Origin of the sequence: Hymenobacter metallicola (genome assembly GCF_004745645.1) — a bacterium.
GTDB lineage: Bacteria > Bacteroidota > Bacteroidia > Cytophagales > Hymenobacteraceae > Hymenobacter > Hymenobacter metallicola.
In genome coordinates this window covers 2,272,357-2,293,898 of record NZ_SRMB01000001.1, presented here as the reverse complement: position 1 = coordinate 2,293,898, position 21,542 = coordinate 2,272,357, and the positions used below count along the sequence as shown (strand labels likewise).

Here is a 21,542-nt window from a genome sequence, read left to right as displayed (position 1 = left end):
AAACGTCGCGCAGTTTGGGAAGAAGGCAAAAAGGCTTCCTTCGTCACCTTCTAGCCGTTGCAGAGTGGCTGCGAACCTAAACCACCGTTACCCTGAACGCTTAGACACTATTCTGACGCAGGTAATTGGGAAAGTAGCAAAATACCCAAAACTGGGTATGGGAAAGGGCCCGAACTACGCGTAGCTTTGGAGCTTCCAGGCCGTCAGATAACCCGTTGGTTATCAAGTTTCTTATCGATTTCATGCCCTACTGCTCCACTTTCACGCCCCCTTCTATCTCCCGCCGTCTGCTCTGGCTCCTTAGTTGGCTGCCTGTGCTACTGCTGGCCTTGGCAATGGCCTCATCGGCCCACGCCCAAAGCCAAACCTGCGCCCTTCGGTTCAACACCCAGGAAGAGCTGAACAACTACCTTGGCTCTGGAACTCGCTGCTCCACCGCTCAGTCCATCTTTATCCGGGGCTACAACCGCAACGCCGACGGCACGCCGGACGGAGGTGTTACAGACGTGAGCGGCTTGCTACACATCACTGCTGTGACAGGGGACGTAATTATTCAAAAGAACCTGCTGGCCAGCTTGGCGGGTCTCAATGACATTGGCACTGTCGGTGGAGTGGTGCACATTCAAAGCGGAGTGGGCACGTTCGACGACTTCCCCTTCTTAGTAAGCGCGGGCGGTGTGGCCTTCTCTGGTACGTCTTTCACAGAAATTCGCGGGTTTGGACTATTGTCCAGCGCAGGGGAGGTCTACATTTCGCAAAACTCCGCCCTGCGCTCCGTCAATGCTTTTAACAACCTGCGCACGTTAACGAGCCGGCTGACCATCACCAACAACCCCTTGCTGGATAGAATTTCGACATTTGGCGCGCTCACTGCCGCGGCAGATATTCAAGTCCAAAGTAATCCCCAGCTGCAGGCAATAGTCGGCTTCAACGCGTTGCGCAGCCTTGGTTCCGTCAATATTACCGTAAACGATGCCTTGCGCACCATTTCAGGCTTTAATGGAGGACTGGTCGCTACGGGGCAAGTGGGCATCATGGAAAACCCGGTTTTGGAAACCCTGTCCGGCTTCGATAACAGCGATGTCTCGCTCGTGAACATCAGCCGCAACCCGCGCTTGAAAGAGATTGCCAACTTCAATAACAGCCGCTTTGGCGTGTCTATCGCCATAACCTACAACGCGGGCCTGGAACAGATCACCGGCTTTCGGTCGATGGCCGCACCGCCGCGGGACCTAAGTATCTCGCAAAACGTCTTGCTCGACAGCATCAGCGGCTTCACGGGTGCCACGGCCCCGACAAACCTCGCAATCGACGACAACCCTGCGCTGCGCACGCTCACGCAGGGGTTGACGTTTACCACCTATTCGACGCTGAATTATCTCTATTTGCGCAACAACAGCAGCCTGACGGGGTGCAACGTGCCTTGGCTATGCCAGCACTTGGTCCGCGGCGGCGGCGCCAACATCAGCGGTAACGCGACCGGTTGTTCGGAGGCGGCCATTCGGCAGGCCTGCACGACCCTGGCCGCGCGGCCAGTTGCCACGAAGCGGCCCGCGCCTTTCCCGAACCCAACGGACGACATGTTGCAACTGCCCGTCCGTGGTGCCTACCGTGTGAGCGACCTAGCAGGGCGGGTGCTGCTCCATGGCACCGGATTCCAGGTGTCGCTAGCAGAGTTGCCCACCGGTCTGTACTTGGTGCACACCGGCGCCGACTTCCAGGACCGCTTCCGTATTGTAAAGCGCTAGCTTCTACCTCACCTACGCAAAAGCCTCAGCCTATCAAGCTGGGGCTTTTTGACATTCGGTGACCTCGACTTCTTCAATTAACTCCTATTCGTGAACCGCTGCCCATCCATGTCCACTAGCATGGCAAAGTGGTCCTAAAGCTCAGATTGAGTTCAAGAAATAGGTTCAATTTTCAAAATTCACAAAACTCGGATTCGAGATGAGTTTCGTGAACTCCTGGCTTTGCTTATCTGCTGGAAACGTCGCGCAGTTTATTGTTCGACGTGGCGCAGCATCCGGCGCAGCTGTACCGGGCTTACCCCCAGCTCCCGAGCCGTCTCCCGGCGGGCCTTGGCCTGGGTCCACTTCTGATGCAATTGGAGAAGCTCCGCCACCCGGCGGGCGGCCCGCATGCATTCCCCGATGGGGTAGGCCTTGGGCTTCGGTGGCTCAGGGGGCATGCTGATGTAATCGAGGATGCGGCGGCGCTCCTTGGGGTCGAGCTGAGCCAGTACTTGGCGAAGGTGCTCGGCGTGCTGTTGCCAAGGCTGGGAAATAGTCTGAAGAAAAGCCATTTTGATTTTCCTATCCAGTTGGACTTCGCAGGTATCAAAACTGGCTCCATTCAGCATTTAGAGCTAGAAAAGGATAGTTAAAATTTTACAATTCTAATGTTTAATCATACTTTGGGTCTGAACGTTTCAAAATTCTATAAATGCCTGCTAGGAACCAACCCAAGACAGTAGAGGAAAATATCCCAGTTATAACCCAAGAAGAGTTCTACAGACAATATGATGAGCTTCGACCTGATTATGAAAGATTGGGAATCAATATGCAGCAAGCCATAAAAAGCTTCTTGGGCGAGAAGAAGATTCCTTATCTAGACGTCCTGTACAGAGTGAAGGACGCCGCTTCTGCTTACGAAAAAATAACTCGGAAAAATTATAATAGTCCTTTTGAACAGATTGAAGATTGGTGTGGCCTACGGGTTATATGCTATTACCCGAGTGATGTAGATCGGATTTGTGAGATTTTTACCACCGAGTTTGACGTAAAAACCCAAGAAGATACAGCTTCGAGGTTAGCCCCGCATGAGTTCGGATATCGGTCGACTCACTTTATCTTAACTATAAAGGAGTCCTGGTTAAAGCCTCCAAATTATCGTGGCCTTGAAAATCTTAAGGTAGAAGTTCAGGTCAGAACTATTCTAATGCATGCTTGGGCAGAGATAGAGCATAAGTTAGCTTACAAGAGCACCGAACAGGTCCCTGATCAGTTTAAACGACAGCTTTATCGATTAAGCGCAAAATTCGAAGAGGCCGATGAGCAATTTGAAACCTTGAGGTATGGCTTGCAGGAGTACCGTGAAACTCTTGCGAACCAAGTAGGCGAAGCCGAACCATTCCCTGAACAAGAATTTAACCTTGATGTGCTTAAGATATTTATAGATAAGCATTTTCCTCACCACAAAAGATCGAATGTATTATCTGTGAGTGACGTATTTAATGAGCTTCTTACATTAGGCTTAGGGATGAAAGAGATACAAGAGGCCTATTCAATAGGAATCGAATCACTGCCAAAACTTGAAGCAAGGTGGGTACGAGAGGCACCGCAGCATAGAACACGTCTAGCTCAAGTTGGAGCCTTTCGAATGGTAATGGAAGTTGGAAATGATGCCTACTTTAAACTTAGGCTTAGAGGGCGTGAAGGAACTGATTGGGTGCAATCAGTCATTGAGGAACGGGAAGAGCTAGCAAAAAAGCGGAAACCTAACTCCTAATTAGTCGAATGAAGAAGCCCCGCCATACTAGCGGGGCTTTTTCATGCCCGCCCCCGCTTCTTCAGCTCTGGGTGGGCGTTGATGAAGTATTTGAGGCTGCCAACCGTGCGGCCCAGGTCAGAGGCACAGGCCGCCGCCTTCTTTTGGCCATAGTTGATCAGCAGGTAATTGTAGTCGGCAGTACGGTAGGCCCGCCGGGATTGCACAGTACGGGTAGGGGACATTGGGAAAGAGGAATGTGGGTCGATAATGCTTTCTGGAAGGGGGGAGTTTCTCGGAGTTTCTGAGATATCTTGGGCGCTATGAAAAAGCTATTCTTTCTTCTGAGCTGCCTGCTGGTGCTGGGCAGTGCACCAGTGTGGGCGCAAACGAGTGAGCCTCCTATGATCGTAGTGCGCGTGACCGAAGACACAGATTTGGTTCGGCTTGTGATCGAACGAGGAACGGGTAAGCAGGAGGAATTAGAGTTCAGATCCGGCTATACCCGTAAGGACAACCAGGTTGCGGCAAAGGGGTATTTTGATTTCCTGAACAAGTTGTATCAGCAGGGGTACATTCTTCAGGCAAGCATCGTGGGTGTGCCATCACAAATCAGCAATAGCACAACCCTCGTCTTCGTCAAACCCTCGAAGCCGTAGGCGGCTTAATAGGGATGGAAGCCATGTTGCTTTAGCAGTAGCTCTAGCGCCCGCCAGCGTTCAGGACTCATGCTGTTGATTTTGCAGTGCCATAAGCCGGGCTCCGTCTTGGATTCGGCGGCCATGTAGCGGGGCCGGTCGGTAGGAGGCTTGGGGCCGGGCGTGATGATGCGCCCGGCCAGGCCTTCAGGGGTGAAGCCTTTAGCCATTACCTGCTTCCTTTCTGATGTATATTGGTAGCATGAAAAAACTTGTATTCTTAGGGGTGTTCCTGTTGGCACTAAGAGCTTCACCCGTGATGGCACAAACCGCTGGGACGGATGTAGTAGTCGTGCGAATAGTTGACACGGTATCGGGCACAGGCAAACTGATCATTGCGCGCCCCGGCGATAAGACAGAAGAAATGAAGTTGAATGGCGGGACAAACTCGAGCAGTATGCAAGAGGCGGCTCTAACAATCCAACACGTAACTACCGGCCTCTACCAGGAGGGCTATGTGCTCAAAAGCACGTTTAGTGGATCAGGTGGCTTTGGAGCAACTCTCATTTTTGTGAAGGAGAAATAGGCCCAGCGCGGCGGGTTCACGACGAGTACGGCTCTTGCCTTTTCTTCCAGCTCAAATTTCATCAGGACAAGCTGGGCTTCAGTTTCTACTTGGTGCTTCATGGTCGGTATCGTTGAACTTTGGCTTTAATGTTCGCCAGCTGCTGGCGGTGATTGATTTCGGCGGTAATCAGGCGCAGGGCCTCAGAATCGGCGGCATAGAGTCGCAGCAAACGCGGCAGCCCCTCCGTGTGCTCGGTGCGCAGACGCGCTTTGATTTTGGTGATGGCACTCATACGTTGACTTGTTGACGTGCTTGGAGTTCGGCTTTGACCAGCTCCAGGCCGGGGCCGCCGCGCTGCTCGTAGTATTTGCGCCAGTTGTCGAATTCTTTGGGGGAGGCCTTACGTAGCACCTTGGCTACCCACTGGGCCATTTCGGGGGAGTAGGCTTCCATCAGAAAGGCAGATCAACTTCCTCCTCGAAGCGGCTGGCTGGCAGCTTGCCTAGCTGCACCGTCTGCTTGGACTCCTTGTCGTAGAAGGGCCGCTCCCCGGCCGGAGCCGGGCTGCCGTTCAGGTCGGAGAAGAGCCCCCGCTGAATGCGGCAGCCGAACACCATCTCCCCCAGGGCCCCACCCCGGTGCTTGGCAATGTCGTAGAGGATGGTATCCTTGGTGGGTGTGCCGTCAGCGTACTCCTCGATGTTGTAGTACTCACCACGCCAGAGGAAAATCACCATGTCCGCATCCTGCTCGATAGTGCCCGACTCGCGCAGGTCGCTGAGCTGGGGCCGCTTCTCCCCGCCGCGCTGCTCGACCGAGCGACTAAGTTGGGACAACGCAATGACCGGCACGTTCAGCTCTTTGGCTAAGGCCTTACAGCCGCGGCTGATTTCGGCAATATCGGTTTCCCGGTTGCCGCCCCGGCCCTTGTTGGTACCGGACATCAACTGCAGGTAGTCAATCAGGATCAGGCCCACCCCGTGCTCGGCCACCAGGCGCGCAGCCTTGGCGCTGAGTTGGTGAATGTTCAGCGCCGGTGTATCGTCGATGAACAGGTTGTGAGCGCCACCCAGGCGCTGGGCTTTGCTGGCAATGTGATCCACCTCTTCGACACCACCAGCAAACTTGCCTCGGCGCAGGTCGTTGTTAGAATAACCGTCAACCTCGGTGGCCAGCAGGCGCAGCACCAGCTGGGCCGCCGGCATCTCCATCGAGAAGATGGCCGTGGGAATGTTGTTGACAATGGCCGCTTCCCGGGCGTGGTAGAGCAGGGCCGCCGTTTTGCCCATCCCGGGCCGGGCGCCAATCACCACGAAGTCCGTGGGCTGCCAGCCGCCGGTAGCGTCGTTCAGCTCGGTCAGGCCCGTGGGCACGCCCGTCATGCCCTTTTGGCCGACGGCCTTGCGAATGCTGTCGAGTACGGAGGGCAGCAGCGCAGCGGCCGACACAGCACCTCGGGTATCAAGGCCCTGTTGCAAGCGAGTGAGCTGCATTTGCGCCTGGGCTACGACCTCCAGCGGGTCCTGGCCTTCGTCGTATCCGTGCTGCTCGAGCAGATGCCCGGCCTTGATAACCACACGGCGGGCGTACTGCTGCTGCAGGATACGGCAGTAGGATTCCAGGTTGGCTACGTTGCCCAGGTTCTGGCTCAGCGACGCGATGTAGTGCGTGTCGCCGGCCTTTTTCAGGGTGCCTTTGCCACGCAGGTGCTGCACCACCGTCAGCAGGTCAACGGCTTCCTTCTGCTGGTGCAGGTGCAGAATGGCGGTGTAAATGAGTTGGTGCTTTTCGACGTAAAACACGTCGGCAGTGCTCAGAATCGATAGCACCGTGTGCAGGGTGCGAGCCTCAGCCAGGATGATGCCCAGCACGGACATTTCGATTTTAATGGAATTCGGAGATAGATGGGCAGCAGCGTGCATTAGCTCCAGGATTTTTTCATGGTGGGGGAAGCGCTGGACCGAGCAGCCAGCGGTTGGATGGCGCGCGGGTCGCCTTTGGTTTGGCCGGGCACAGCGGCCAGGATTAGCCCGTCACGGCTCTTCTTGGAGTTGTTGAGCCAGTGCCGGAGGTATTTGCGCCACTCGTAGGCCGTTTTGCGCAACTTCTGCCCACGGGCTTCGAAGAGGATTTCCAGGCGGTAGTGTTCGAAGTCGATGGTAGCGTAGGCGGGGTTGAGTTCGAGGCATGCGGCCCGGAAGATTTTCGGGTTGGTCAGCACCAGCGCGCCGTCGGCATCGGTAGCGTCGGCTACCGCATCGGCCGCCGGCAGCGCCGCGCCCCCCTCTGTTCCCGGTACCGGGTTTTGGCTGGCAGGTTGAGAGGTAACCTTTTTATCGAAAGCCTGGGCCGACGAAGGCGAGGACGTGCCTTCTTCTTCGTTTTTACTTTGGTTTCCCCTTTTGTTTAAACTGGTGTTTATGTCTGCGGATTTCGCATGGAGTCCTTGCGGATTTCGCATGGACTCCATGCGGATTTCGCATGAAGTAATGGCGGATTTCGCATGCTCTTCGGCTAATGGTTGCGAAATCCGCAAGGACTTACCTAAGAGCAATGTTGCTTTTTCCGTAGGCAGAAGGTTACGCTTATTACGCGCCGAGTTGTCCAGCTCACGCGTAATCCAGCCATTATCCTCCAGCCATTTTAAGGCATCCCCAACGCTTCGTTTACCAATTTTATACCGTTCAGCGAAGTACTCATCCCGCGCAAATACGTGCCCGCTCACCTTGTTCAAGTCCAATATATCGGCTAGTAGCGCCTTCGCATTTAAGGAAGGCGCTTCAAGAGCCAGCACCGCTGGTGGTATCACAAGAGGGCGGTTTGAAATCAGGGACATTTTCGCGGAGGTACTGGGCGTAACGGAATGGCTCACGAAGAGCTGAGCAGCGGAACTCATGCTGATAGGGAGCGTACAGACTCAACATCTAAGGCGGTCAGCGCAAACCACTCACCTCGCAAGCGCTTGTCTGCGAATCGTTGATGCAAGTCCCTCTCGTCAGCGGTAGAGCCCTCCCAGGCACAGAGCAACACTACCTCCGGCTCTTCCGACTGCAGTGTCTTTTCACGAAATTCAGGTACCGCAGAATATCCTATTTTGTAGTACCCATTTCGCTGGTTGTACATCAGGTATACCCAGCCCGGACGCGTGGTCTTCTTTTGGCGGGCTTTGAGTTGGCTGTCAAGCTGCCGAGTCACCATAGCTCGGCGGTCTTCGGTGTATTGAGCAACCAGACCGGGCGCGGCCTCAAGCAATGGGCGATAAGCAGCAATAGCCTGCTTCATTCGCTCCATCCATTGCTCAAGCTCTATAAGGCTCTTTTCATCAAACAGGTACAAGGAATGGTTGCAGACGATAGGCTGCCCATTAGAAAGGTGCTCAATGTTGACATCCGACTGAAAGTCACTAAATGAGCTATGCTGCTTTATAAACTCAGAATAAAGCAGGTGTAAGGAATGCGTATGGTTCATGGTCGTTGATTGTAGGTGGGCAGCAATTACTTAGGCAGCAACGGTAAAAAGCGAGGGAGTGCCGACCGTGGCCTTCTTGCCTTTGGCCTTGACCACCAGGGGCCCATTAATGGGTTCGAGCTGGTGAAAGCGCTGGAGCAGGCCAGCGCACATCTCGACATCACGCAGGGCCCGGTGGGCACCGTGGGCAGAAATACCGAAGCTGGTGCACAGGTCGCCTAGCTTATGGCTGGGTGCAGTGGGCAGTCGCTGGCGGGAAAGGGCCAGCGTGCAAAACCATTGATTAGGCAAAGGAACCGGCGCGCCCTGACGGGTGCGGGCGGCTTCCAGGATGCGCCGGTCGGCACTCAGGTTGTGGCACACCAGCAGCGAGTCATCGGCCAGCGCCTTGAACTGGCGCAGCACGGCCTTTTCCTCGGGAGCATTCCACACGTCGGCCGACGTGATGCCTGTCAGCTTTGTGACATGGTGATTGAGTGGGCCACGGAAGCGCACAAAGCTCTGTAGCTGGTTGACTGGTTGCCAGTCTTGGTAGCGGATGGCTGCCAGCTCCAGCAGGTCGGTGCCCTGGAATTCCAGGTCCAGCACCGTGAAGTCGGCCAGGAAGTGCGGCGTTGGAGCACTCCCCACCGGTACGGGCTCGGCTACATCGGCTTCCTCGGCCGCATGCTGATTGCGGCTCATGCCTTTGCGCAGCGACTTCAAGGCTTCCTCCTCTGCCTTTCGCTTAGCCTCGGCTACGACGAACAGCGTGTGCGCAGCCTCGTAGTCGGCCGCGGTGCAGGGCTCTGCCTCAGCTGGTACCACTAGAACGGCGTTGGGGTACTTAGCCCGCAGTTCCTTGCTGGGCACGGGGCTCATGTAGACAAAGCCATCCTCGTACACATTCACTGAGTACACACCCGTAGCATCCTGGCAGAAGTACTCCTCCTTATAGGTGCACACCTTCTTGTTAGCCGTGGGGTTATCGGTACCACGGCTCAGGCCTGTGCGGAGTTTGAAGTAGCTAGGCACGTGCTACCTCCTTTCTGCGCTGCTGCTCAGCAGCTAGGACATTCAGATGCCGACGCAGGGCGGGACCCAATTCTCCTCGAGGAGTTTCTTCAAATACAGCCAGGCCACGAGCTACAGCAGAGTACGTCTTAGCTACCTGCTCATCTGAGCAGGTAGCGTAGTAGTCGGCTAGTACCTGCTCTGGGTTGGCACTATCACGAAGAGCAGAGATGGAGAGGTAAGTAGACATCTATATAGAATCTTCTATGTTCTGGCGTGAGTGCAATACCTTCGAATTGGCACGAGAAAGCCCCGCCACCAGTGGCAGCGGGGCATGATGACTAGGCAGCTACAGCGAACTGATTCTGGCACTGACGGGCCTCGGCGCGCAGCTCTTCGGGCTTAGCCGTCAGCGCCTGGGCCCGCTGCATGAGCCGGTTGTATTCTCCTTCGCCCATTTCCTTGCTGTATTTGGCAGCAGCTGTGCGCAGCTGTTTGCGGGCGGCCTCCAAAGCCGTCTTGGGGTCCTGGCGCTCCGCATAGATTTTCTTTAGCCCGGCAATGGTGCGGGCTACCCATTCCGCTGGCCGCTGATCTACTGGCTTGGACAGCAGCAGGGTGCGCTCATCGGCATCGAGCAGTGGGTTGGCAATGAGTAGATTCAACTCATTCAACTCCTTCTCGGAGGCACGAATGACCAGGACAGGTTCACCACTTTCGGCCAGGGCAGCGGGTGCTGCGGCAGTTGTTGAAGCCGGCTCGGTGGCCACGGGTGTGGCAGCCGGCTGGGTAGGGCGCGCACCGGGTGCGGCCTCTACATCGTCCAGCGTAGGAGCACCTACATTCTTGGACTGCTTGAATTCATCGGCTTCCTCTTCCCCATACACGCCCAGCTCATAGAAGCCCATCAGCATCAGGATGGAGCGAGATTTGGCGCGCTTCTCCGCCATTTCAGCGTAGTAGCTTACTTGGCTATTCTTGGCATTGGCGCTGCCCAGCGACTCTACTTTGAGCTTCTTGCGCTCTATGGTGCGCGCGGCGGTGGCTTTCACCACAGCGAAGTCTACGCCGGCGGCGGCTACCTCAATGCCGATCTGAATGTTGTTCAGGCCCTGGATTTTCTCAATGCCAGCCCGACCGATAATCCAATTTCCAGACTGTTTGTGCTGCCATACATCGACCTTTCCCAGGTTGTTAGCCTTGCACAGGTTGCGGAAAGTTTCTAATTGTTCTTTGGTTTGCATAAGTTTGTGGCGTGTGATGCCTTTCGTAATTGAGAGGTTTAATGAGGGCTGTGCCATGCCGGGCGCGGCCCTTGTTTGTTTACAGGCGGGCCGGGTCGGCTTGCTCCTGCTCCAGCAGGAGCAGACTAGTGCGCTTCCAGGCGGGGCGGGTGTGCTTTGTGCCTGAGCTCTGGGTGAAGGCCTTGCGGTGGCAGGCCTGGGCCAGCAGCAGGCTGAGCATAGCCACGAGCGTGATTCTATTGGCCCGGATAGCAGCGGCGCGGATAGCAGTAATTCGCATTACAGACGCTCAGCTAGCAGGCGAGCCTGGGTGGTAGAAGTAGCCTGGGCAATGTGGAGGCGGCGCTCCAGGTTCTCGGCCGAGCGGCGCACGTGCTGAGCCAGCTGCACGGCCACGCGGGCCCCAGTGCCTGACCACGTTTCAGCGCATAGAAAAACGCCAGCGGTTGTTTTAGCCGTTACAGTGGTTTCCCGTAGGACTCTGTTGGTAGTAGTGGAGAGCGTAATCACAGGGCAAATGCGGGTATGATGAGAGGATGATTAAGCGGCGTGCTCGTGTTGTGCGTGGTGGCGGGCCTCGACGGCGCTGCGGATGCGGGCAGCGTGCCACTCGAATTCCGCCTGGGTGCTGCGCAGCAGCTTTGGTTTAAGGTCTATGCGCTCTTCGGGCTCCACTACTCCGGACTCTTTTAGCTCTGTGAGCAGGGCCGCTACTTCATCCCGGTCGGCCAGCGGCCCAGCGGTGCGAGCGGCTTCCAAGAAGAGATAGAGGTTGAGCCAGGACTTCGCTACTCGGGCCGGCAACCAGGTGGGCAGCTCGGCGCGGGTGGCCTCGGCTTTGGTGGCCGGTACTGCGGGATGGCTCAACCAGAAATCCAGCACGGCGGCTTTATTGAAGTAGTCGGGGCACCACAGGGCGCAGGCGGTAGCAGTGGGGAGCGACATGAACTTAGCGGAGGTGGGCGCCTTCGAAGGCAGCCCGGCGGCGGGTTTCGTTTTTCAGGTAGAGGGGTGTTTCCTCAGCGAGGTGGGGCTTTTCCCGTGCTACTTCCGAGAGGCGGCGTTGCAGTTCTTCAAGGGGCACCAGCTTGGCAAAGGCTTCGGGAACCACCGTGGTCACCAGTTCGGAGTAGTCTCGGATGCAAGGCTTGGCAGTGGGGGTAGGGGTAGTAGTAATATGCATGATGTGAAAGTTTGCAGTTATTGATGGTTCAAATCTATGCAAACTTTCATTAATAACAAATGCATTTGTGCAAGTTTGCAAATGCATGGACAAAAAAAGAGCCTTATACATATGCCTCTACAGGCATATATTCCGAATACCAATACTTCAACACAGGCCAGTCTACTACCCCGGTCTGCTTAACTGCACGAATATGCACTCGATTCCTTGCAGGAAATTTGCGGGCTGTCTGCTGGGAATAATACTTGTCCATGTGCGGAATAACTTCATTCAAAGCCTTTTGAAAGCGAATTTTCTGTTCGCTGTAGCTTTCTTCGGGCAGACGCTCAAAAATTACTTCGGCGTTTTTCATGCAAGTTTTCGTATATCTGTGTATGTTTGAACAGATTATTGGCAGTAGGCCACATAATCTAACACTGTAAACATACGAAAACTTGCAGTTATAAGTGCATGTTTTCACTAATAATAAATGATACAGCTGAAATGGAAGCAATTAGCAGCAGGCTACAGGCCTTTCGAGAAAGCACCAACCTTAGCAAAAAGGGCTTTGCCGATAAAATAGGAATGGATCCAGGTCTGTATGGTCGCTATGAGGCCGGCCTGAATAAGCCATCCATTGAGACTTTAGAAAAGATAGTCCTCACCTTTCCATTGCTGAATGCTGCCTGGCTTATTGGTGGTAAAGGAGAGATGAAGACCAAGACGCAGCCAGCCGACCCGATGCCAGCACCAGTTGAAGCTAACTCAAGTGAGCTGGCTGTTGTCCACGAGTCAGCCGAGATAAAGGAACTCAAGCGCGACCGGGATATGTGGCGTGATATGGCCCGCACGTTGGCGGATGCTCTAAAGGCTGGTAAAGGAGCAACGGCGGAGTCTTTTAATCTGGGCAACCACATCGCAGCTGAGCAGTCAATCCCTTCTATGGTTGTGTCCTACCGGGCCGACCTCGATAAGGCTGCTTAGTTGGTTGCCCTGGTAGGCCGATGTACAGGTGATGTATACAATTTCGTATAACATTCCTTTTTACTCCGCCTACTCGCTGCAAGTACTCAGGTAGTTAGGACTTCCTATTCAAGTTCCTCCTCCTCTGCAAACAGAAAGCCCCGTTTCCAGCGCTGGAAACGGGGCTTTCTGCTGTTATTCGTCTGGGGCTACCGGCTCTTAAACTGGCTGATGGCCGCGCGGGTAAAGTCCGACAAGACCAGTCGGCCGCTAATGGCCGCGCGCTGGGGCAGCAGCGTAGCCCAATGCTCGGTGCCCTGCCAGAACACCTGCTTCAGATCTGCTAGCGCCTCAGGATTGTAGCGGGCCAGCTTTTCGGCAAAGGTCTGCACGGCTTGGTCCAATTCGGCGGCGGTGGGCAGTATTTCGGCGTAGAGGCCCCGGTCCCGGGCCCACTCGGCTGAGCGGAACTCGCCCGCATCCAGGGCCAGCTGGGCGTAGGCCGACTGCCCGATTTTGCGCTCCACGGCCGGACCCACTACGAAGGGACCAATGCCGACCACCAACTCGCTCAGCTTTACTGCGGCCTGGGCGGTGGCAAAGCAATAGTCGGTAGAGGCCGCTACGCCCACGCCCCCGCCGATGGCCTTGCCCTGCACCCGGCCGATGATGATTTTGGGGCAGGTGCGGCAGGCGTTGATGACTTTGGCAAAGCCGGAGAAGAATTCCAGGCCCTGGGCTTCGTCCTGAATGGCAATCAGCTCGTCGAAGCTGGCGCCGGCGCAGAAGGTTTTTTCGCCCTCACTGCGCAGGATGATGACTTTGGTGGCCGGGTCGTGCCCCGTGGCAGTAATGGTGTTGGCCAGTTGGGTAAGCAGGGCGCCGGGCAGGGAGTTGTGGCTGGGGTGGAAAAAGGAAACGGTGCTGATGCCGTGGGCATCGGTAGTTACGGCGACTTGGCCGGCAGAAAGGGTATCGGTGGTCATAGTGGGTGCTTTTGGTAAATCGGCTGTCATCCTGAGCTTGCGAAGGACCTTATCACGCCAGAACCAAAATCGTTGTTACGACTCGTGCTGCTGTAATAAGATCCTTCGCTTTGCTCAGGATGACACACGGCAGTTTTACTCCTGGTTCTTTTTCTTGACCATGGTCAGAATCGTGGCCACGGCTACGGTTTCGCCGGTTTCGTCGGTTACGTCCACGAGCCAGCGGACGATGCCCTTGGCAACATCCTCGGCGTCGCGCTTCTCCTGGCCAATTTTCTCTTTCACCGTCAGCTGCACGCCGATGGTCATGCCCGGGTAGACGGGCTTGGTGAAGCGGCACTCGTCGAGGCCGTAATTGAGCAGCACCGGGCCCTTGCGCGGGTCGACGAACATGCCGGCGGCCTTCGAGAGGATGTAGTAACCGTGGGCCACGCGGCCTTTAAACAGAGTGCCTTCCAGGGAAGTCGCGTCGACGTGGGCGTAGAAATTGTCGCCCGACACTTGGGCGAAGTTGGTGATGTCGGCTTCCGAGACGGTGTGGCGGTGAGTGGTGTAGGTCTGCCCGATTTCCAGCTCCTCGAAGTAGTGCTGAAAGGGGTGCTTGTCTTTCTCAATCTGCTTGGCCTTGGGCTGATATACCTCCGTAATGGCCGTAATCATGGTGGGGGAGCCCTGAATGGCGACGCGCTGCATGAAGTGCTCCACGCCGCGAATGCCGCCCATTTCCTGCCCGCCGCCGGCCCGGCCGGGACCACCGTGTATCAGCAGGGGCAGGGGCGAGCCGTGCCCGGTGCTTTCCTTGGCAACTTCGCCGTTGAGCACCAGAATCCGGCCGTGGTGGGTGGCCGAGCCCAGCACGAACTCCTGGGCCGTGCGCGGGTCGTTGGTCGCCACCGAGCACACCAGGGAGCCTTTGCCCATGTTGGCCAGGGTAATGGCTTCGTCCACGTCCTTGTAGGGCATAATGGTGCTCACCGGCCCGAACGCCTCAATTTCGTGGGTGTCGGTGAACTTGAACGGCTCGGGATTGAGCAGCACGATGGGCGACATGAATGCGCCCACTTTGCAGTCGCCGCCAATTACCTGTACGTCGTCCAGGTTGCCATACACGATGGGCGTGTTTTTGGCCAGGTGCTCCACCCGCTCACGCACGCGCTGCATCTGCTCCCGGCCGGCCAAAGCGCCCATGCGCACGCCTTCGGCCAACGGGTGACCAATGGTGGTTTGGGCCAAGGCCTTGCCCAGGGCAATCTGCACGTCCTCGACCAGGTTTTCGGGCACGATGATGCGGCGGATGGCGGTGCACTTCTGGCCCGCCTTCGAGGTCATTTCCTTGCGGACTTCCTTGATAAACAGGTCAAACTCTACGGTACCCGGCACGGCGTCCTGGCCCAGCACGGCGGCGTTGAGCGAGTCGGCTTCCATCGTGAAGGGCACGGCTTCCGAGAGGATCTTCGGGTGGCCCTTGAGCTTACGCCCGGTTTCGGCCGAGCCGGTGAAGGTGACGACGTCCTGGTAGTTGACGTGGTCCAGAATACCATGGCCCGAGCCCACGACGAGCTGCAAAGCGCCTTCGGGCAGAATTTTGGAGGCAATAATTTCGCGCACCACGGCCTCGGTCAGGTAAGCCGAGGGCACGGCGGGCTTCACAATGGCGGGCATGCCGGCCAGCATGTTCACCGCAATTTTCTCCAGCATGCCCCAGATGGGGAAGTTGTAGGCGTTGATGTGCACGGCCACGCCTTCCTTGGGCACCAGAATGTGGTGGCCCATGAAGTTGCCCGCCTTGGACAGCGCAATCGGGTCCGACTCGACGTAGAAGGGCTTGTCGGGGAATTTGCGACGCAGCGAGGCGTTGGCAAACAGGTTGCCGATGCCGCCTTCGATATCAATCCAGGAGTCGGCGCGGGTGGCCCCGCTGCGGTAGCTCAGGGTGTAGAAGTCTTCCTTTTTGCTGTCGAGGTGCAGGGCCAGGGCCTTGAGCATGCGGCCCCGCTCGTGGAAAGTCATTTTGCGCAGGGCCTTGTTGCCGACGCGGCGGGCGTAGTCGAACATCGAGGCGTAGTCGAGGCCTTCGCCGTTGGCAATGGCAATGACTTCGCCGGTGGAGGCGTCGTAGAGCTCGTGCTGCTCGCCCGAGCCGGCCGTCCAGCGGCCCAGCACAAAGTTTTCGAGGGTGGGAGTCATAGGTAGGGGAAAGGAAGGGGGTAGTAAAAGAGGAATTTTATCTAGGCCGTCATGCTGAGCGAAGCCGAAGCATCTCTACTGCTGCTCTATTGCCACGTCTATTCCCTCGTACAGCGGGAACAGGTGGTAACCGCAATGCTCGGTAAAGACGGCTATTTCTTTGAATTCAGGAGCTTCGATGACGAAGGCATATTTGAATTCAACTTTTGATTCATCTTCAAATGTGATGCGCAACAAGCTGCCATTAGGAAAGTCATGGCAGCCGAGTGTTTCGTACTCACTGCCCTTTGCAATCAAGTAATTTCGCAGCTTGGCTTTCCAGCGTTCTGGTAAATCAGTTTGGCGCATAGGGTGGAGCATTATAGATGAAACCTAGTCAAGTCAGCGCCCATTCGAAGCGGTAGAGATGCTTCGGCTTCGCTCAGCATGACGTTCTGATTTATTCGCCGCTTTTCCGCTCGGCCCAGGTTTGGTAGCTGCCTTGCTGCACGGCGCGGTCGGCGGGTACTTCGCGCAGGGGCTCGCAGGGCTGCAGGGTGGCGTGCAGGTCGGCGGGGAGCTGCATGTAGATGTGGGTGCCTTCGGTTTTCCAGCGCAGCATTTCGTCGCTGACCTGGCGGATGATTTTGTGCGGGTTGCCCACCACCAGACTGCGGGGCGGAATCACCTCGTCGGCCTTGATAAAGCTCAGGGCCCCGATGATGCACTCGTCGCCGATGTCGACCCGGTCCATGAGCACGGCGTTCATGCCCACCAGCACGTTGCGGCCCACGGTGGCGCCGTGAATGATGGCGCCGTGGCCGATGTGGGCCATTTCCTTGAGCCGGGTGGTGGTGCCTGGAAACATGTGCACGGTGCAGTTCTCCTGCACGTTGCAGTTGTCCTCGATGATGATCTGACCCCAGTCGCCACGAATGGCCGCGCCGGGCCCCACGTACACGTTGCGGCCAATGATGACGTTGCCCGTTACGGCCGCCTGCGGGTGCACGAAAGCCGACTCGTGCACGACCGGAACAATGCCGTCGAACGAGTAGATCATACCTTTTCGATGATGGCCGCGTAGCCCTGGCCCACGCCCACGCACATCGTGATGAGGGCGTAGCGCTTGTTTTGCTGGTGTAGCTCCAGGGCGGCGGTGTTCAGGATGCGGGCCCCGCTCATGCCCAGCGGGTGGCCCAGGGAAATAGCGCCGCCGTTGGGGTTGATACGCGGGTCGTTGCCTTCCAGGCCCAGGCCCCGCACGCAGGCCAGGGTTTGGGCGGCAAAGGCTTCGTTGAACTCGATAATGTCTATCTGGTCGAGGGTGAGGCCGGCTTTTTTCAAAGCCAGCTGGGAGGCCGGTACCGGGCCGATGCCCATCGTGCGGGGCTCCACGCCGGCCACGCCCATCGAAACCAGCCGGGCCCGGGGCGTGAGATTGTGCTGCTTGAGGCCGTCTTCCGAAGCCAGCAGCAAAGCCGCGGCCCCGTCGTTCAGCCCCGAGGAATTGCCGGCCGTAACCGAGCCATTCTTGCGGAAAGCTGGGCGCAGCTTGGCCAGCACGTCCAGAGTCGTTTCCGACTTGATGAACTCGTCCTGGGCAAACAGCACCGGCTCCCCCTTGCGCTGGGGGATGGGCACGGCCACGATTTCCTCGGCGAAACGGCCCGAGTCCCGGGCCCGGCCGGCCCGCTGGTGCGACTCATAAGCAAACTGGTCCTGGTCTTCCCGGCTGATGTGGTACTGGTCGACCAGGTTTTCGGCCGTTTCGCCCATGGCATCGATGCCGTACATAGCCTCCAGCTTCTCGTTGACAAAGCGCCAGCCGAAGCTCGAATCGTACATTTTGGAGTCGGTGCCGAAGGCCTTGCTGGGCTTGGACATGACGTAGGGCGCGCGGGTCATGCTCTCCACGCCACCGGAAATGAACAGGTCTCCGTCGCCCGACTGAATGCCGCGGGCGGCGGCAATGCTGGCCGACAAACCCGAGGCGCAGAGGCGGTTCACGGTTTCGCCGGGTACGGCGGTGGGCAGGCCAGCCAGCAGCAACGCCATGCGGGCCACGTTGCGGTTGTCTTCCCCGGCCTGGTTGGCGCAGCCCAGAATTACGTCGGCCACGGCCGCGGGGCCGACGCCGGAGTTACGCTTGAGCAGCTCCTGAATCACCAGGGCCGCCATATCGTCGGGGCGGACGGACGACAGGCTGCCGCCGAAATTACCGATGGGCGTGCGGATACCGTCAACTAAATAAGCTTGTTTCATGGGTAGTTTCTTCGGTTAAGAACGTCATTCCGAACGCAGTGAGGAATCTCGCGTGCAATGGAAATCAGATTACTTGCACAACGTCAGCACGCGAGATTCCTCACTGCTTGAAGCGCAGAATGTTCGACATGACGGCCTATTTGTGTCTCACAAGATTTCATTGCTGGTGCGGTAGGCGGTGCCTTTAAACAGGGCCAGGAGCGTACCGTGCTGGTTGGTGAGGCGAATGGTGTAGACGCCCACTTTGTGCTTGAGGCCTTCTTCCCGGGCCTCCACGGTAATAACGTCGCCAAGCTTGCCGGCTTCGAGGTAGTCGATGGTGACGGTAAGCCCCACGCTCTGGCGGCCGTGGCTGTTGCAGGCAAAGGCAAAGGCTGAATCGGCGGCTGAGAAGGTGACGCCGCCGTGCAGTGCCGCAAAGCCATTGAGCATGTCGGGGCGCACGGTGAAGTGCAGGCGGCAGTAGCCGGGGCCGACTTCGTCGACTTCCAGACCCAGCAGCTTACTGAAGGCGTCGTTTTGGAGCATGCGCTCCTTCACGGCTTCGGCCCGCGCGGTGCTAGCGGCTGAGGGCTGACGCATGCTGGAAAAAGGTCTGGTTCTGGCGGACCATGCGGCGCAGCAGGGCGCTGGCGCGGTACCGGTCCTCGTGGTATTCGTCGTAGAGTTCGTCGAGGGTGGCTAGTACGGTGGCCAGGCCCAGCTCGTCGGCCCAGGCCAGCAGGCCTTTGGGGTAGTTTACGCCCTTGGTCATGGCCAACTCCAGGTCCTGCTTGGAAGCCACGTTCAGGTGCAGCGCGTCCACGGCTTCGTTGATGAGCATGGCCAGTACGCGGTTCAATATCGTGCGGCCCAGGGCTTCGTCGCGGGTCGGCTCGGGCTGCACGGCGCCTTCGGCGTAGCTGTAGAAGCCCCGGCCCGACTTGCGGCCGTAGTAGCCGGCCTCAAACAGGCGCTTCTGGGTAAAAGAAGGCTTGAAGCGCGGGTCGAAGAAAAAGGCGGTGAAAACGGACTCCGTGACGCGGTAGTTCACGTCGTGGCCGATGAAATCCATGAGCGTGAACGGGCCCATGCGGAAGCCGCCCAGCTCGGTCAGGGCCCAGTCGATGGTGGCCACGTCGGCTATGCCTTCCTCCAGAATCCGGATGGCCTCGCCGTAGAAAGGCCGGGCCACGCGGTTGACGATAAAGCCCGGGGTGTCCTTGGTCAGGACGGGCAGCTTGCCCCAGCTCTGTACTAGGTCCCGCACTTCTTCGGCCAGCCCTTCGCGCGTTTGCACGGCCGGAATGACTTCGACCAGCTGCATAACGGGGGCGGGGTTGAAGAAGTGGATGCCAATAAACCGCTCCGGCTTCTGGCAGGCCGCGGCAATGGAAGCAATGGACAGGGAAGAGGTGTTGGAGGCCAGTATGCAGGTGTCGGGCACCATCATTTCCACCTCCCGAAACAGCTGCTGCTTCACGGCCAGGTCTTCCACAATGGCTTCGAGCACCAGCTCACAGTCGTTGAAGGCGCCAATGTCCTGGGTCAGGTGCAGGCGGTTGAAAATGTCGGCGGCTTTTTCCGCGGTTAGCTTGCCTTTCTCGGCTAGCTTGTCCAGGCTGCCCTGTATCGACTTACCGGCGCGGTCCAGGGCCTGGCGGTTCTGGTCGAGCAGGCGCACCGTGTGGCCGGCAGAAGCTACCACCTGCGCAATTCCCGCGCCCATGGCGCCACTGCCGATAATTCCGATGATCATCTTGTAGTTGTTAGTACTAAGTAGTTAGTAGCGAGACGTTCAGGGGGTGAGTAAGGGAAAAGCGGAGTGACTATTATTTGTCTCACTACCTAATACCAACTACTCAATACTGAAGCGTCTCACGCGTGGCATTTGAAGTAGTCGAAGGGCTCGTGGCAGTCGTCGCACTGGTAGTGGGCTTTGCAGGCCGTGGAGCCGAACTGACTGACGAGGTGGGTGTTATCGGACTTGCAGAGCGGGCAGCGCACGGCCGTGTCCTTGCCGAAGAGGTTGAGCACGTGGCCGGTGGCGGTGCCATCCACGGGCGGGGCAATGCCGTAGGCTTCCAGTTTTTCGCGCCCGGCCTGGCTCATCCAGTCCGTAGTCCAGGCCGGGCTGAGCTGGTTGTGAATCGTTACCTGGGTGATGCCCTCGGCCAGGAGGCGCAGCCGGATTTCGGTGGCTATGGTGTTCATGGCCGGGCAGCCCGAGTACGTTGGCGTAATGCTCACCGTGACCTGCTCGCCCTGCACCTGCACGCCGCGCACGATGCCCAAATCCAGAATGCTGAGCACGGGCACCTCGGGGTCCGACACCTCTTCCAGCAGTTGCCAGATGCGTTCCTCGGTGGGCATAGTACCTACCATTTCATTCCCGGATACGTGCGCTGCATGTACTGGAGCTCGGCCAGAATGTAGCCCAGGTGCTCGGTGTGCCGGCCTTCTTTGCCGCCGGTCATCATAAACACGCCCTGGGGCACGGGCACCGTGGCTTCCTGGAACACGTGGTTCAGGTGGGCTTCCATGGTGGGCAGCAGCGTGGCATAATCGGGGATAATGCCGGCGGCTTGCAATGCCTGTTCGGTGGCCGTGGGCTTGGTCAGTTCGCCGGAATAGCGCCAGAGGGTATCCAGGGCTTTGTCGAGGCGCTTGCGGCTTTCCTCGGTACCGTCACCTAAGCGAATCAGCCACTCCGAGCTCCACTTCAAATGGTAAGCGGCTTCCTTCACGGCCTTTTCGGCAATGGCGGCCAGGCGCTCATCGGGGCTGTTTTTGAGAGCCCGCAGGAAGTGGTAGTGGAAGTTGTCGAACAGAAACTGCCGGGTCACGGTGTCGGCAAAGTCGCCGTTGGGCTGCTCCACCAGCAGGGGGTTCTTGTACTCCACGGCCAGGCGCAGAAAGGCCAGGTCGTCCTCGGTGCGGCCCTGGCCTTCCAGCTCGGCGGCGTACTGGTAGAGGCTGCGGGTTTCGCCCAGCAAGTCGAGGGCAATGTTGGCCATGGCCAGATCCTGCTCCAGCACCGGGCCGTGCCCGCACCACTCGGAGAGGCGGTGGCCCAGAATCAGGCTGGTGTCGGCCAGCTGCAGCACGCAGAGAAACAGCTGCTGCCGCAGTTCGGGCGAGTACGAGTTCAGGGCGGCGGTTTCGGAAGGGGCAACTTGCATAGCGGGCGGAGGGTTAAGACGGGAAAGGTCGGCGCTGATGAGGCCGACAGCCTACATGTGCTTGATGGAGTCCGGCACCTGGTAGAAGGTCGGGTGGCGGTACACTTTGTCGTTGGCCGGGTCGTAGAAGGCCTCGGCGTCGTCGGGGTTGGAGGCGTGCACGTGCTGGCTTTCCACGACCCAGATGCTGATGCCTTCGAGGCGGCGGGTGTACACGTCGCGGGCGTTCTGGATGGCCATGGTGGCGTCGGCGGCGTGCAAGCTGCCCACGTGCTTATGGTCGAGGCCCTGCTTGCTGCGGATAAAAACTTCCCACAGCGGCCATTCGGATTGGTTCATCTTCGTCTGAAATGTAGAGACGCATATTTGCGTCTCAATCGTTGTTTAGTGCGCGGCGGTGAAGGCGAAGTTCGTTCAATGGGAGACGCAAGTATGCGTCTCTACA

Annotated in this window: 30 protein-coding genes; 5 read left to right on the top strand and 25 right to left on the bottom strand. The window is 57.7% G+C overall.

Annotated elements, in window-relative coordinates; genetic code table 11:
- The first annotated feature begins 242 nt into the window (after positions 1-242).
- Positions 243-1,748 carry a hypothetical protein gene (locus tag E5K02_RS09735; protein WP_135394443.1) on the top strand — a complete coding sequence of 502 codons (1,506 nt, stop codon included), beginning with the start codon at positions 243-245 and terminating at the stop codon, positions 1,746-1,748.
- 251 nt (positions 1,749-1,999) lie between these two features.
- Here the strand turns inward: E5K02_RS09735 and E5K02_RS09730 are convergent, their stop codons facing one another.
- Positions 2,000-2,302, bottom strand: coding sequence for a hypothetical protein (locus E5K02_RS09730; protein ID WP_135394441.1), 303 nt, complete (start codon positions 2,300-2,302; stop codon positions 2,000-2,002).
- 140 nt (positions 2,303-2,442) lie between these two features.
- Here E5K02_RS09730 and E5K02_RS09725 point away from each other — a divergent pair, with 140 nt between their 5' ends.
- Positions 2,443-3,507 carry a GTP pyrophosphokinase gene (locus E5K02_RS09725; protein WP_135394439.1) on the top strand — a complete coding sequence of 355 codons (1,065 nt, stop codon included), beginning with the start codon at positions 2,443-2,445 and terminating at the stop codon, positions 3,505-3,507.
- A 41-nt stretch (positions 3,508-3,548) separates the two neighbouring features.
- On the opposite strand, the gene E5K02_RS09720 is transcribed toward E5K02_RS09725, so the two are convergent.
- A complete protein-coding gene (locus tag E5K02_RS09720; protein WP_135394437.1) occupies positions 3,549-3,731 on the bottom strand; it encodes a hypothetical protein in 183 nt (60 codons plus the stop codon).
- A 78-nt stretch (positions 3,732-3,809) separates the two neighbouring features.
- On the opposite strand from E5K02_RS09720, the gene E5K02_RS09715 reads away from it, so the two are divergent.
- Entirely contained in the window at positions 3,810-4,145 is a 336-nt protein-coding gene (locus tag E5K02_RS09715) for a hypothetical protein (RefSeq protein WP_135394435.1), read from the top strand.
- Positions 4,146-4,150: 5 nt separating this feature from the next.
- Here E5K02_RS09715 and E5K02_RS09710 read toward each other — a convergent pair whose 3' ends face one another.
- Positions 4,151-4,354, bottom strand: coding sequence for a hypothetical protein (locus E5K02_RS09710; RefSeq protein WP_135394433.1), 204 nt, complete (start codon positions 4,352-4,354; stop codon positions 4,151-4,153).
- Between the two features lie 32 nt (positions 4,355-4,386).
- Here E5K02_RS09710 and E5K02_RS09705 point away from each other — a divergent pair, with 32 nt between their 5' ends.
- Positions 4,387-4,710 carry a hypothetical protein gene (locus tag E5K02_RS09705; RefSeq protein WP_135394431.1) on the top strand — a complete coding sequence of 108 codons (324 nt, stop codon included), beginning with the start codon at positions 4,387-4,389 and terminating at the stop codon, positions 4,708-4,710.
- A 97-nt stretch (positions 4,711-4,807) separates the two neighbouring features.
- Here E5K02_RS09705 and E5K02_RS25495 read toward each other — a convergent pair whose 3' ends face one another.
- From E5K02_RS25495 to E5K02_RS09655, 12 genes are all read right to left on the bottom strand, one after another.
- Entirely contained in the window at positions 4,808-4,984 is a 177-nt protein-coding gene (locus E5K02_RS25495; RefSeq protein WP_167856340.1) for a hypothetical protein, read from the bottom strand.
- A complete protein-coding gene (locus E5K02_RS25490) occupies positions 4,981-5,145 on the bottom strand; it encodes a hypothetical protein (RefSeq protein WP_167856339.1) in 165 nt (54 codons plus the stop codon). The genes E5K02_RS25495 and E5K02_RS25490 overlap by 4 nt, the downstream gene beginning before the upstream one ends.
- Positions 5,145-6,614, bottom strand: coding sequence for a replicative DNA helicase (dnaB, locus tag E5K02_RS09700; protein ID WP_135394429.1), 1,470 nt, complete (start codon positions 6,612-6,614; stop codon positions 5,145-5,147). The genes E5K02_RS25490 and dnaB overlap by 1 nt, the downstream gene beginning before the upstream one ends.
- Positions 6,614-7,528: a helix-turn-helix domain-containing protein gene (locus tag E5K02_RS09695; protein ID WP_167856338.1), complete on the bottom strand. Its 915-nt coding sequence runs from the start codon at positions 7,526-7,528 to the stop codon at positions 6,614-6,616. Before E5K02_RS09695 ends, dnaB begins: the two co-directional genes overlap by 1 nt.
- 56 nt (positions 7,529-7,584) lie before the next feature.
- The gene (locus E5K02_RS09690; RefSeq protein ID WP_135394425.1) at positions 7,585-8,160 is read right to left on the bottom strand and encodes a GIY-YIG nuclease family protein; all 576 of its coding nucleotides are present in this window, start codon (positions 8,158-8,160) and stop codon (positions 7,585-7,587) included.
- Positions 8,161-8,190: 30 nt separating this feature from the next.
- A complete protein-coding gene (locus E5K02_RS09685; protein ID WP_135394423.1) occupies positions 8,191-9,174 on the bottom strand; it encodes a 3'-5' exonuclease in 984 nt (327 codons plus the stop codon).
- A gap of 320 nt (positions 9,175-9,494) precedes the next feature.
- Positions 9,495-10,397, bottom strand: a complete 903-nt coding sequence (locus tag E5K02_RS09680) for a hypothetical protein (RefSeq protein WP_135394421.1) — start codon at positions 10,395-10,397, stop codon at positions 9,495-9,497.
- A gap of 79 nt (positions 10,398-10,476) precedes the next feature.
- Positions 10,477-10,677, bottom strand: a complete 201-nt coding sequence (locus E5K02_RS09675; RefSeq protein ID WP_135394419.1) for a hypothetical protein — start codon at positions 10,675-10,677, stop codon at positions 10,477-10,479.
- Positions 10,677-10,907 carry a hypothetical protein gene (locus tag E5K02_RS09670; RefSeq protein WP_135394417.1) on the bottom strand — a complete coding sequence of 77 codons (231 nt, stop codon included), beginning with the start codon at positions 10,905-10,907 and terminating at the stop codon, positions 10,677-10,679. Before E5K02_RS09670 ends, E5K02_RS09675 begins: the two co-directional genes overlap by 1 nt.
- A 30-nt stretch (positions 10,908-10,937) precedes the next feature.
- Positions 10,938-11,342, bottom strand: a complete 405-nt coding sequence (locus tag E5K02_RS09665) for a hypothetical protein (RefSeq protein ID WP_135394415.1) — start codon at positions 11,340-11,342, stop codon at positions 10,938-10,940.
- Between the two features lie 4 nt (positions 11,343-11,346).
- Positions 11,347-11,580, bottom strand: a complete 234-nt coding sequence (locus tag E5K02_RS09660; RefSeq protein WP_135394413.1) for a hypothetical protein — start codon at positions 11,578-11,580, stop codon at positions 11,347-11,349.
- A 103-nt stretch (positions 11,581-11,683) separates the two neighbouring features.
- Positions 11,684-11,932 (bottom strand): hypothetical protein, encoded by a 249-nt coding sequence (locus E5K02_RS09655; protein WP_135394411.1) that lies wholly within the window; start codon positions 11,930-11,932, stop codon positions 11,684-11,686.
- Positions 11,933-12,030: 98 nt separating this feature from the next.
- On the opposite strand from E5K02_RS09655, the gene E5K02_RS09650 reads away from it, so the two are divergent.
- Complete coding sequence (locus tag E5K02_RS09650) at positions 12,031-12,543, top strand: helix-turn-helix domain-containing protein (protein ID WP_135394409.1); 513 nt, start codon at positions 12,031-12,033, stop codon at positions 12,541-12,543.
- A gap of 188 nt (positions 12,544-12,731) precedes the next feature.
- On the opposite strand, the gene E5K02_RS09645 is transcribed toward E5K02_RS09650, so the two are convergent.
- The 10 genes from E5K02_RS09645 to paaB form a co-directional block, all read right to left on the bottom strand.
- The gene (locus tag E5K02_RS09645) at positions 12,732-13,508 is read right to left on the bottom strand and encodes an enoyl-CoA hydratase/isomerase family protein (RefSeq protein WP_135394407.1); all 777 of its coding nucleotides are present in this window, start codon (positions 13,506-13,508) and stop codon (positions 12,732-12,734) included.
- Between the two features lie 135 nt (positions 13,509-13,643).
- On the bottom strand, positions 13,644-15,695 hold the full coding sequence (gene paaZ / locus E5K02_RS09640; RefSeq protein ID WP_135394405.1) for a phenylacetic acid degradation bifunctional protein PaaZ: 2,052 nt from the start codon (positions 15,693-15,695) through the stop codon (positions 13,644-13,646).
- A 75-nt stretch (positions 15,696-15,770) separates the two neighbouring features.
- Entirely contained in the window at positions 15,771-16,043 is a 273-nt protein-coding gene (locus tag E5K02_RS09635; protein ID WP_135394403.1) for a hypothetical protein, read from the bottom strand.
- Between the two features lie 91 nt (positions 16,044-16,134).
- The gene (locus tag E5K02_RS09630) at positions 16,135-16,734 is read right to left on the bottom strand and encodes an acyltransferase (RefSeq protein ID WP_135394401.1); all 600 of its coding nucleotides are present in this window, start codon (positions 16,732-16,734) and stop codon (positions 16,135-16,137) included.
- Entirely contained in the window at positions 16,731-17,936 is a 1,206-nt protein-coding gene (gene pcaF / locus E5K02_RS09625) for a 3-oxoadipyl-CoA thiolase (protein ID WP_135394399.1), read from the bottom strand. Before pcaF ends, E5K02_RS09630 begins: the two co-directional genes overlap by 4 nt.
- A 147-nt stretch (positions 17,937-18,083) precedes the next feature.
- Positions 18,084-18,518 carry a hydroxyphenylacetyl-CoA thioesterase PaaI gene (gene paaI / locus E5K02_RS09620; protein WP_135394397.1) on the bottom strand — a complete coding sequence of 145 codons (435 nt, stop codon included), beginning with the start codon at positions 18,516-18,518 and terminating at the stop codon, positions 18,084-18,086.
- Positions 18,496-19,674 (bottom strand): 3-hydroxyacyl-CoA dehydrogenase NAD-binding domain-containing protein, encoded by a 1,179-nt coding sequence (locus E5K02_RS09615; protein WP_135394395.1) that lies wholly within the window; start codon positions 19,672-19,674, stop codon positions 18,496-18,498. Before E5K02_RS09615 ends, paaI begins: the two co-directional genes overlap by 23 nt.
- A gap of 119 nt (positions 19,675-19,793) precedes the next feature.
- Positions 19,794-20,288 carry a 1,2-phenylacetyl-CoA epoxidase subunit PaaD gene (gene paaD / locus E5K02_RS09610; protein WP_135394393.1) on the bottom strand — a complete coding sequence of 165 codons (495 nt, stop codon included), beginning with the start codon at positions 20,286-20,288 and terminating at the stop codon, positions 19,794-19,796.
- Between the two features lie 5 nt (positions 20,289-20,293).
- Positions 20,294-21,097: a 1,2-phenylacetyl-CoA epoxidase subunit PaaC gene (paaC, locus tag E5K02_RS09605; protein ID WP_135394391.1), complete on the bottom strand. Its 804-nt coding sequence runs from the start codon at positions 21,095-21,097 to the stop codon at positions 20,294-20,296.
- 51 nt (positions 21,098-21,148) lie between these two features.
- A complete protein-coding gene (gene paaB, locus E5K02_RS09600) occupies positions 21,149-21,436 on the bottom strand; it encodes a 1,2-phenylacetyl-CoA epoxidase subunit PaaB (RefSeq protein ID WP_135394389.1) in 288 nt (95 codons plus the stop codon).
- Positions 21,437-21,542: the final 106 nt, after the last annotated feature.

Bases quoted from the DNA above. Each gene is read 5' to 3' on its own strand.
- E5K02_RS09735 (WP_135394443.1), top strand. From the start codon at position 243: ATGCCCTACTGCTCCACTTTCACGCCCCCTTCTATCTCCCGCCGTCTG.
- E5K02_RS25495 (WP_167856340.1), bottom strand. From the start codon at position 4,984: ATGAGTGCCATCACCAAAATCAAAGCGCGTCTGCGCACCGAGCACACG.
- E5K02_RS09665 (WP_135394415.1), bottom strand. From the start codon at position 11,342: ATGTCGCTCCCCACTGCTACCGCCTGCGCCCTGTGGTGCCCCGACTAC.
- E5K02_RS09660 (WP_135394413.1), bottom strand. From the start codon at position 11,580: ATGCATATTACTACTACCCCTACCCCCACTGCCAAGCCTTGCATCCGA.
- E5K02_RS09615 (WP_135394395.1), bottom strand. From the start codon at position 19,674: ATGATCATCGGAATTATCGGCAGTGGCGCCATGGGCGCGGGAATTGCG.
- paaD (WP_135394393.1), bottom strand. From the start codon at position 20,288: ATGCCCACCGAGGAACGCATCTGGCAACTGCTGGAAGAGGTGTCGGAC.
- E5K02_RS09710 (WP_135394433.1), bottom strand. From the start codon at position 4,354: ATGGCTAAAGGCTTCACCCCTGAAGGCCTGGCCGGGCGCATCATCACG.
- E5K02_RS09655 (WP_135394411.1), bottom strand. From the start codon at position 11,932: ATGAAAAACGCCGAAGTAATTTTTGAGCGTCTGCCCGAAGAAAGCTAC.
- E5K02_RS09730 (WP_135394441.1), bottom strand. From the start codon at position 2,302: ATGGCTTTTCTTCAGACTATTTCCCAGCCTTGGCAACAGCACGCCGAG.
- E5K02_RS09650 (WP_135394409.1), top strand. From the start codon at position 12,031: ATGTTTTCACTAATAATAAATGATACAGCTGAAATGGAAGCAATTAGC.
- E5K02_RS09705 (WP_135394431.1), top strand. From the start codon at position 4,387: ATGAAAAAACTTGTATTCTTAGGGGTGTTCCTGTTGGCACTAAGAGCT.
- paaI (WP_135394397.1), bottom strand. From the start codon at position 18,518: ATGCGTCAGCCCTCAGCCGCTAGCACCGCGCGGGCCGAAGCCGTGAAG.
- dnaB (WP_135394429.1), bottom strand. From the start codon at position 6,614: ATGCACGCTGCTGCCCATCTATCTCCGAATTCCATTAAAATCGAAATG.
- paaZ (WP_135394405.1), bottom strand. From the start codon at position 15,695: ATGACTCCCACCCTCGAAAACTTTGTGCTGGGCCGCTGGACGGCCGGC.
- E5K02_RS09720 (WP_135394437.1), bottom strand. From the start codon at position 3,731: ATGTCCCCTACCCGTACTGTGCAATCCCGGCGGGCCTACCGTACTGCC.
- E5K02_RS09645 (WP_135394407.1), bottom strand. From the start codon at position 13,508: ATGACCACCGATACCCTTTCTGCCGGCCAAGTCGCCGTAACTACCGAT.
- E5K02_RS25490 (WP_167856339.1), bottom strand. From the start codon at position 5,145: ATGGAAGCCTACTCCCCCGAAATGGCCCAGTGGGTAGCCAAGGTGCTA.
- pcaF (WP_135394399.1), bottom strand. From the start codon at position 17,936: ATGAAACAAGCTTATTTAGTTGACGGTATCCGCACGCCCATCGGTAAT.
- E5K02_RS09715 (WP_135394435.1), top strand. From the start codon at position 3,810: ATGAAAAAGCTATTCTTTCTTCTGAGCTGCCTGCTGGTGCTGGGCAGT.
- E5K02_RS09680 (WP_135394421.1), bottom strand. From the start codon at position 10,397: ATGCAAACCAAAGAACAATTAGAAACTTTCCGCAACCTGTGCAAGGCT.
- E5K02_RS09630 (WP_135394401.1), bottom strand. From the start codon at position 16,734: ATGATCTACTCGTTCGACGGCATTGTTCCGGTCGTGCACGAGTCGGCT.
- E5K02_RS09675 (WP_135394419.1), bottom strand. From the start codon at position 10,677: ATGCGAATTACTGCTATCCGCGCCGCTGCTATCCGGGCCAATAGAATC.
- paaC (WP_135394391.1), bottom strand. From the start codon at position 21,097: ATGCAAGTTGCCCCTTCCGAAACCGCCGCCCTGAACTCGTACTCGCCC.
- E5K02_RS09690 (WP_135394425.1), bottom strand. From the start codon at position 8,160: ATGAACCATACGCATTCCTTACACCTGCTTTATTCTGAGTTTATAAAG.
- E5K02_RS09725 (WP_135394439.1), top strand. From the start codon at position 2,443: ATGCCTGCTAGGAACCAACCCAAGACAGTAGAGGAAAATATCCCAGTT.
- E5K02_RS09635 (WP_135394403.1), bottom strand. From the start codon at position 16,043: ATGCGCCAAACTGATTTACCAGAACGCTGGAAAGCCAAGCTGCGAAAT.
- paaB (WP_135394389.1), bottom strand. From the start codon at position 21,436: ATGAACCAATCCGAATGGCCGCTGTGGGAAGTTTTTATCCGCAGCAAG.
- E5K02_RS09695 (WP_167856338.1), bottom strand. From the start codon at position 7,528: ATGTCCCTGATTTCAAACCGCCCTCTTGTGATACCACCAGCGGTGCTG.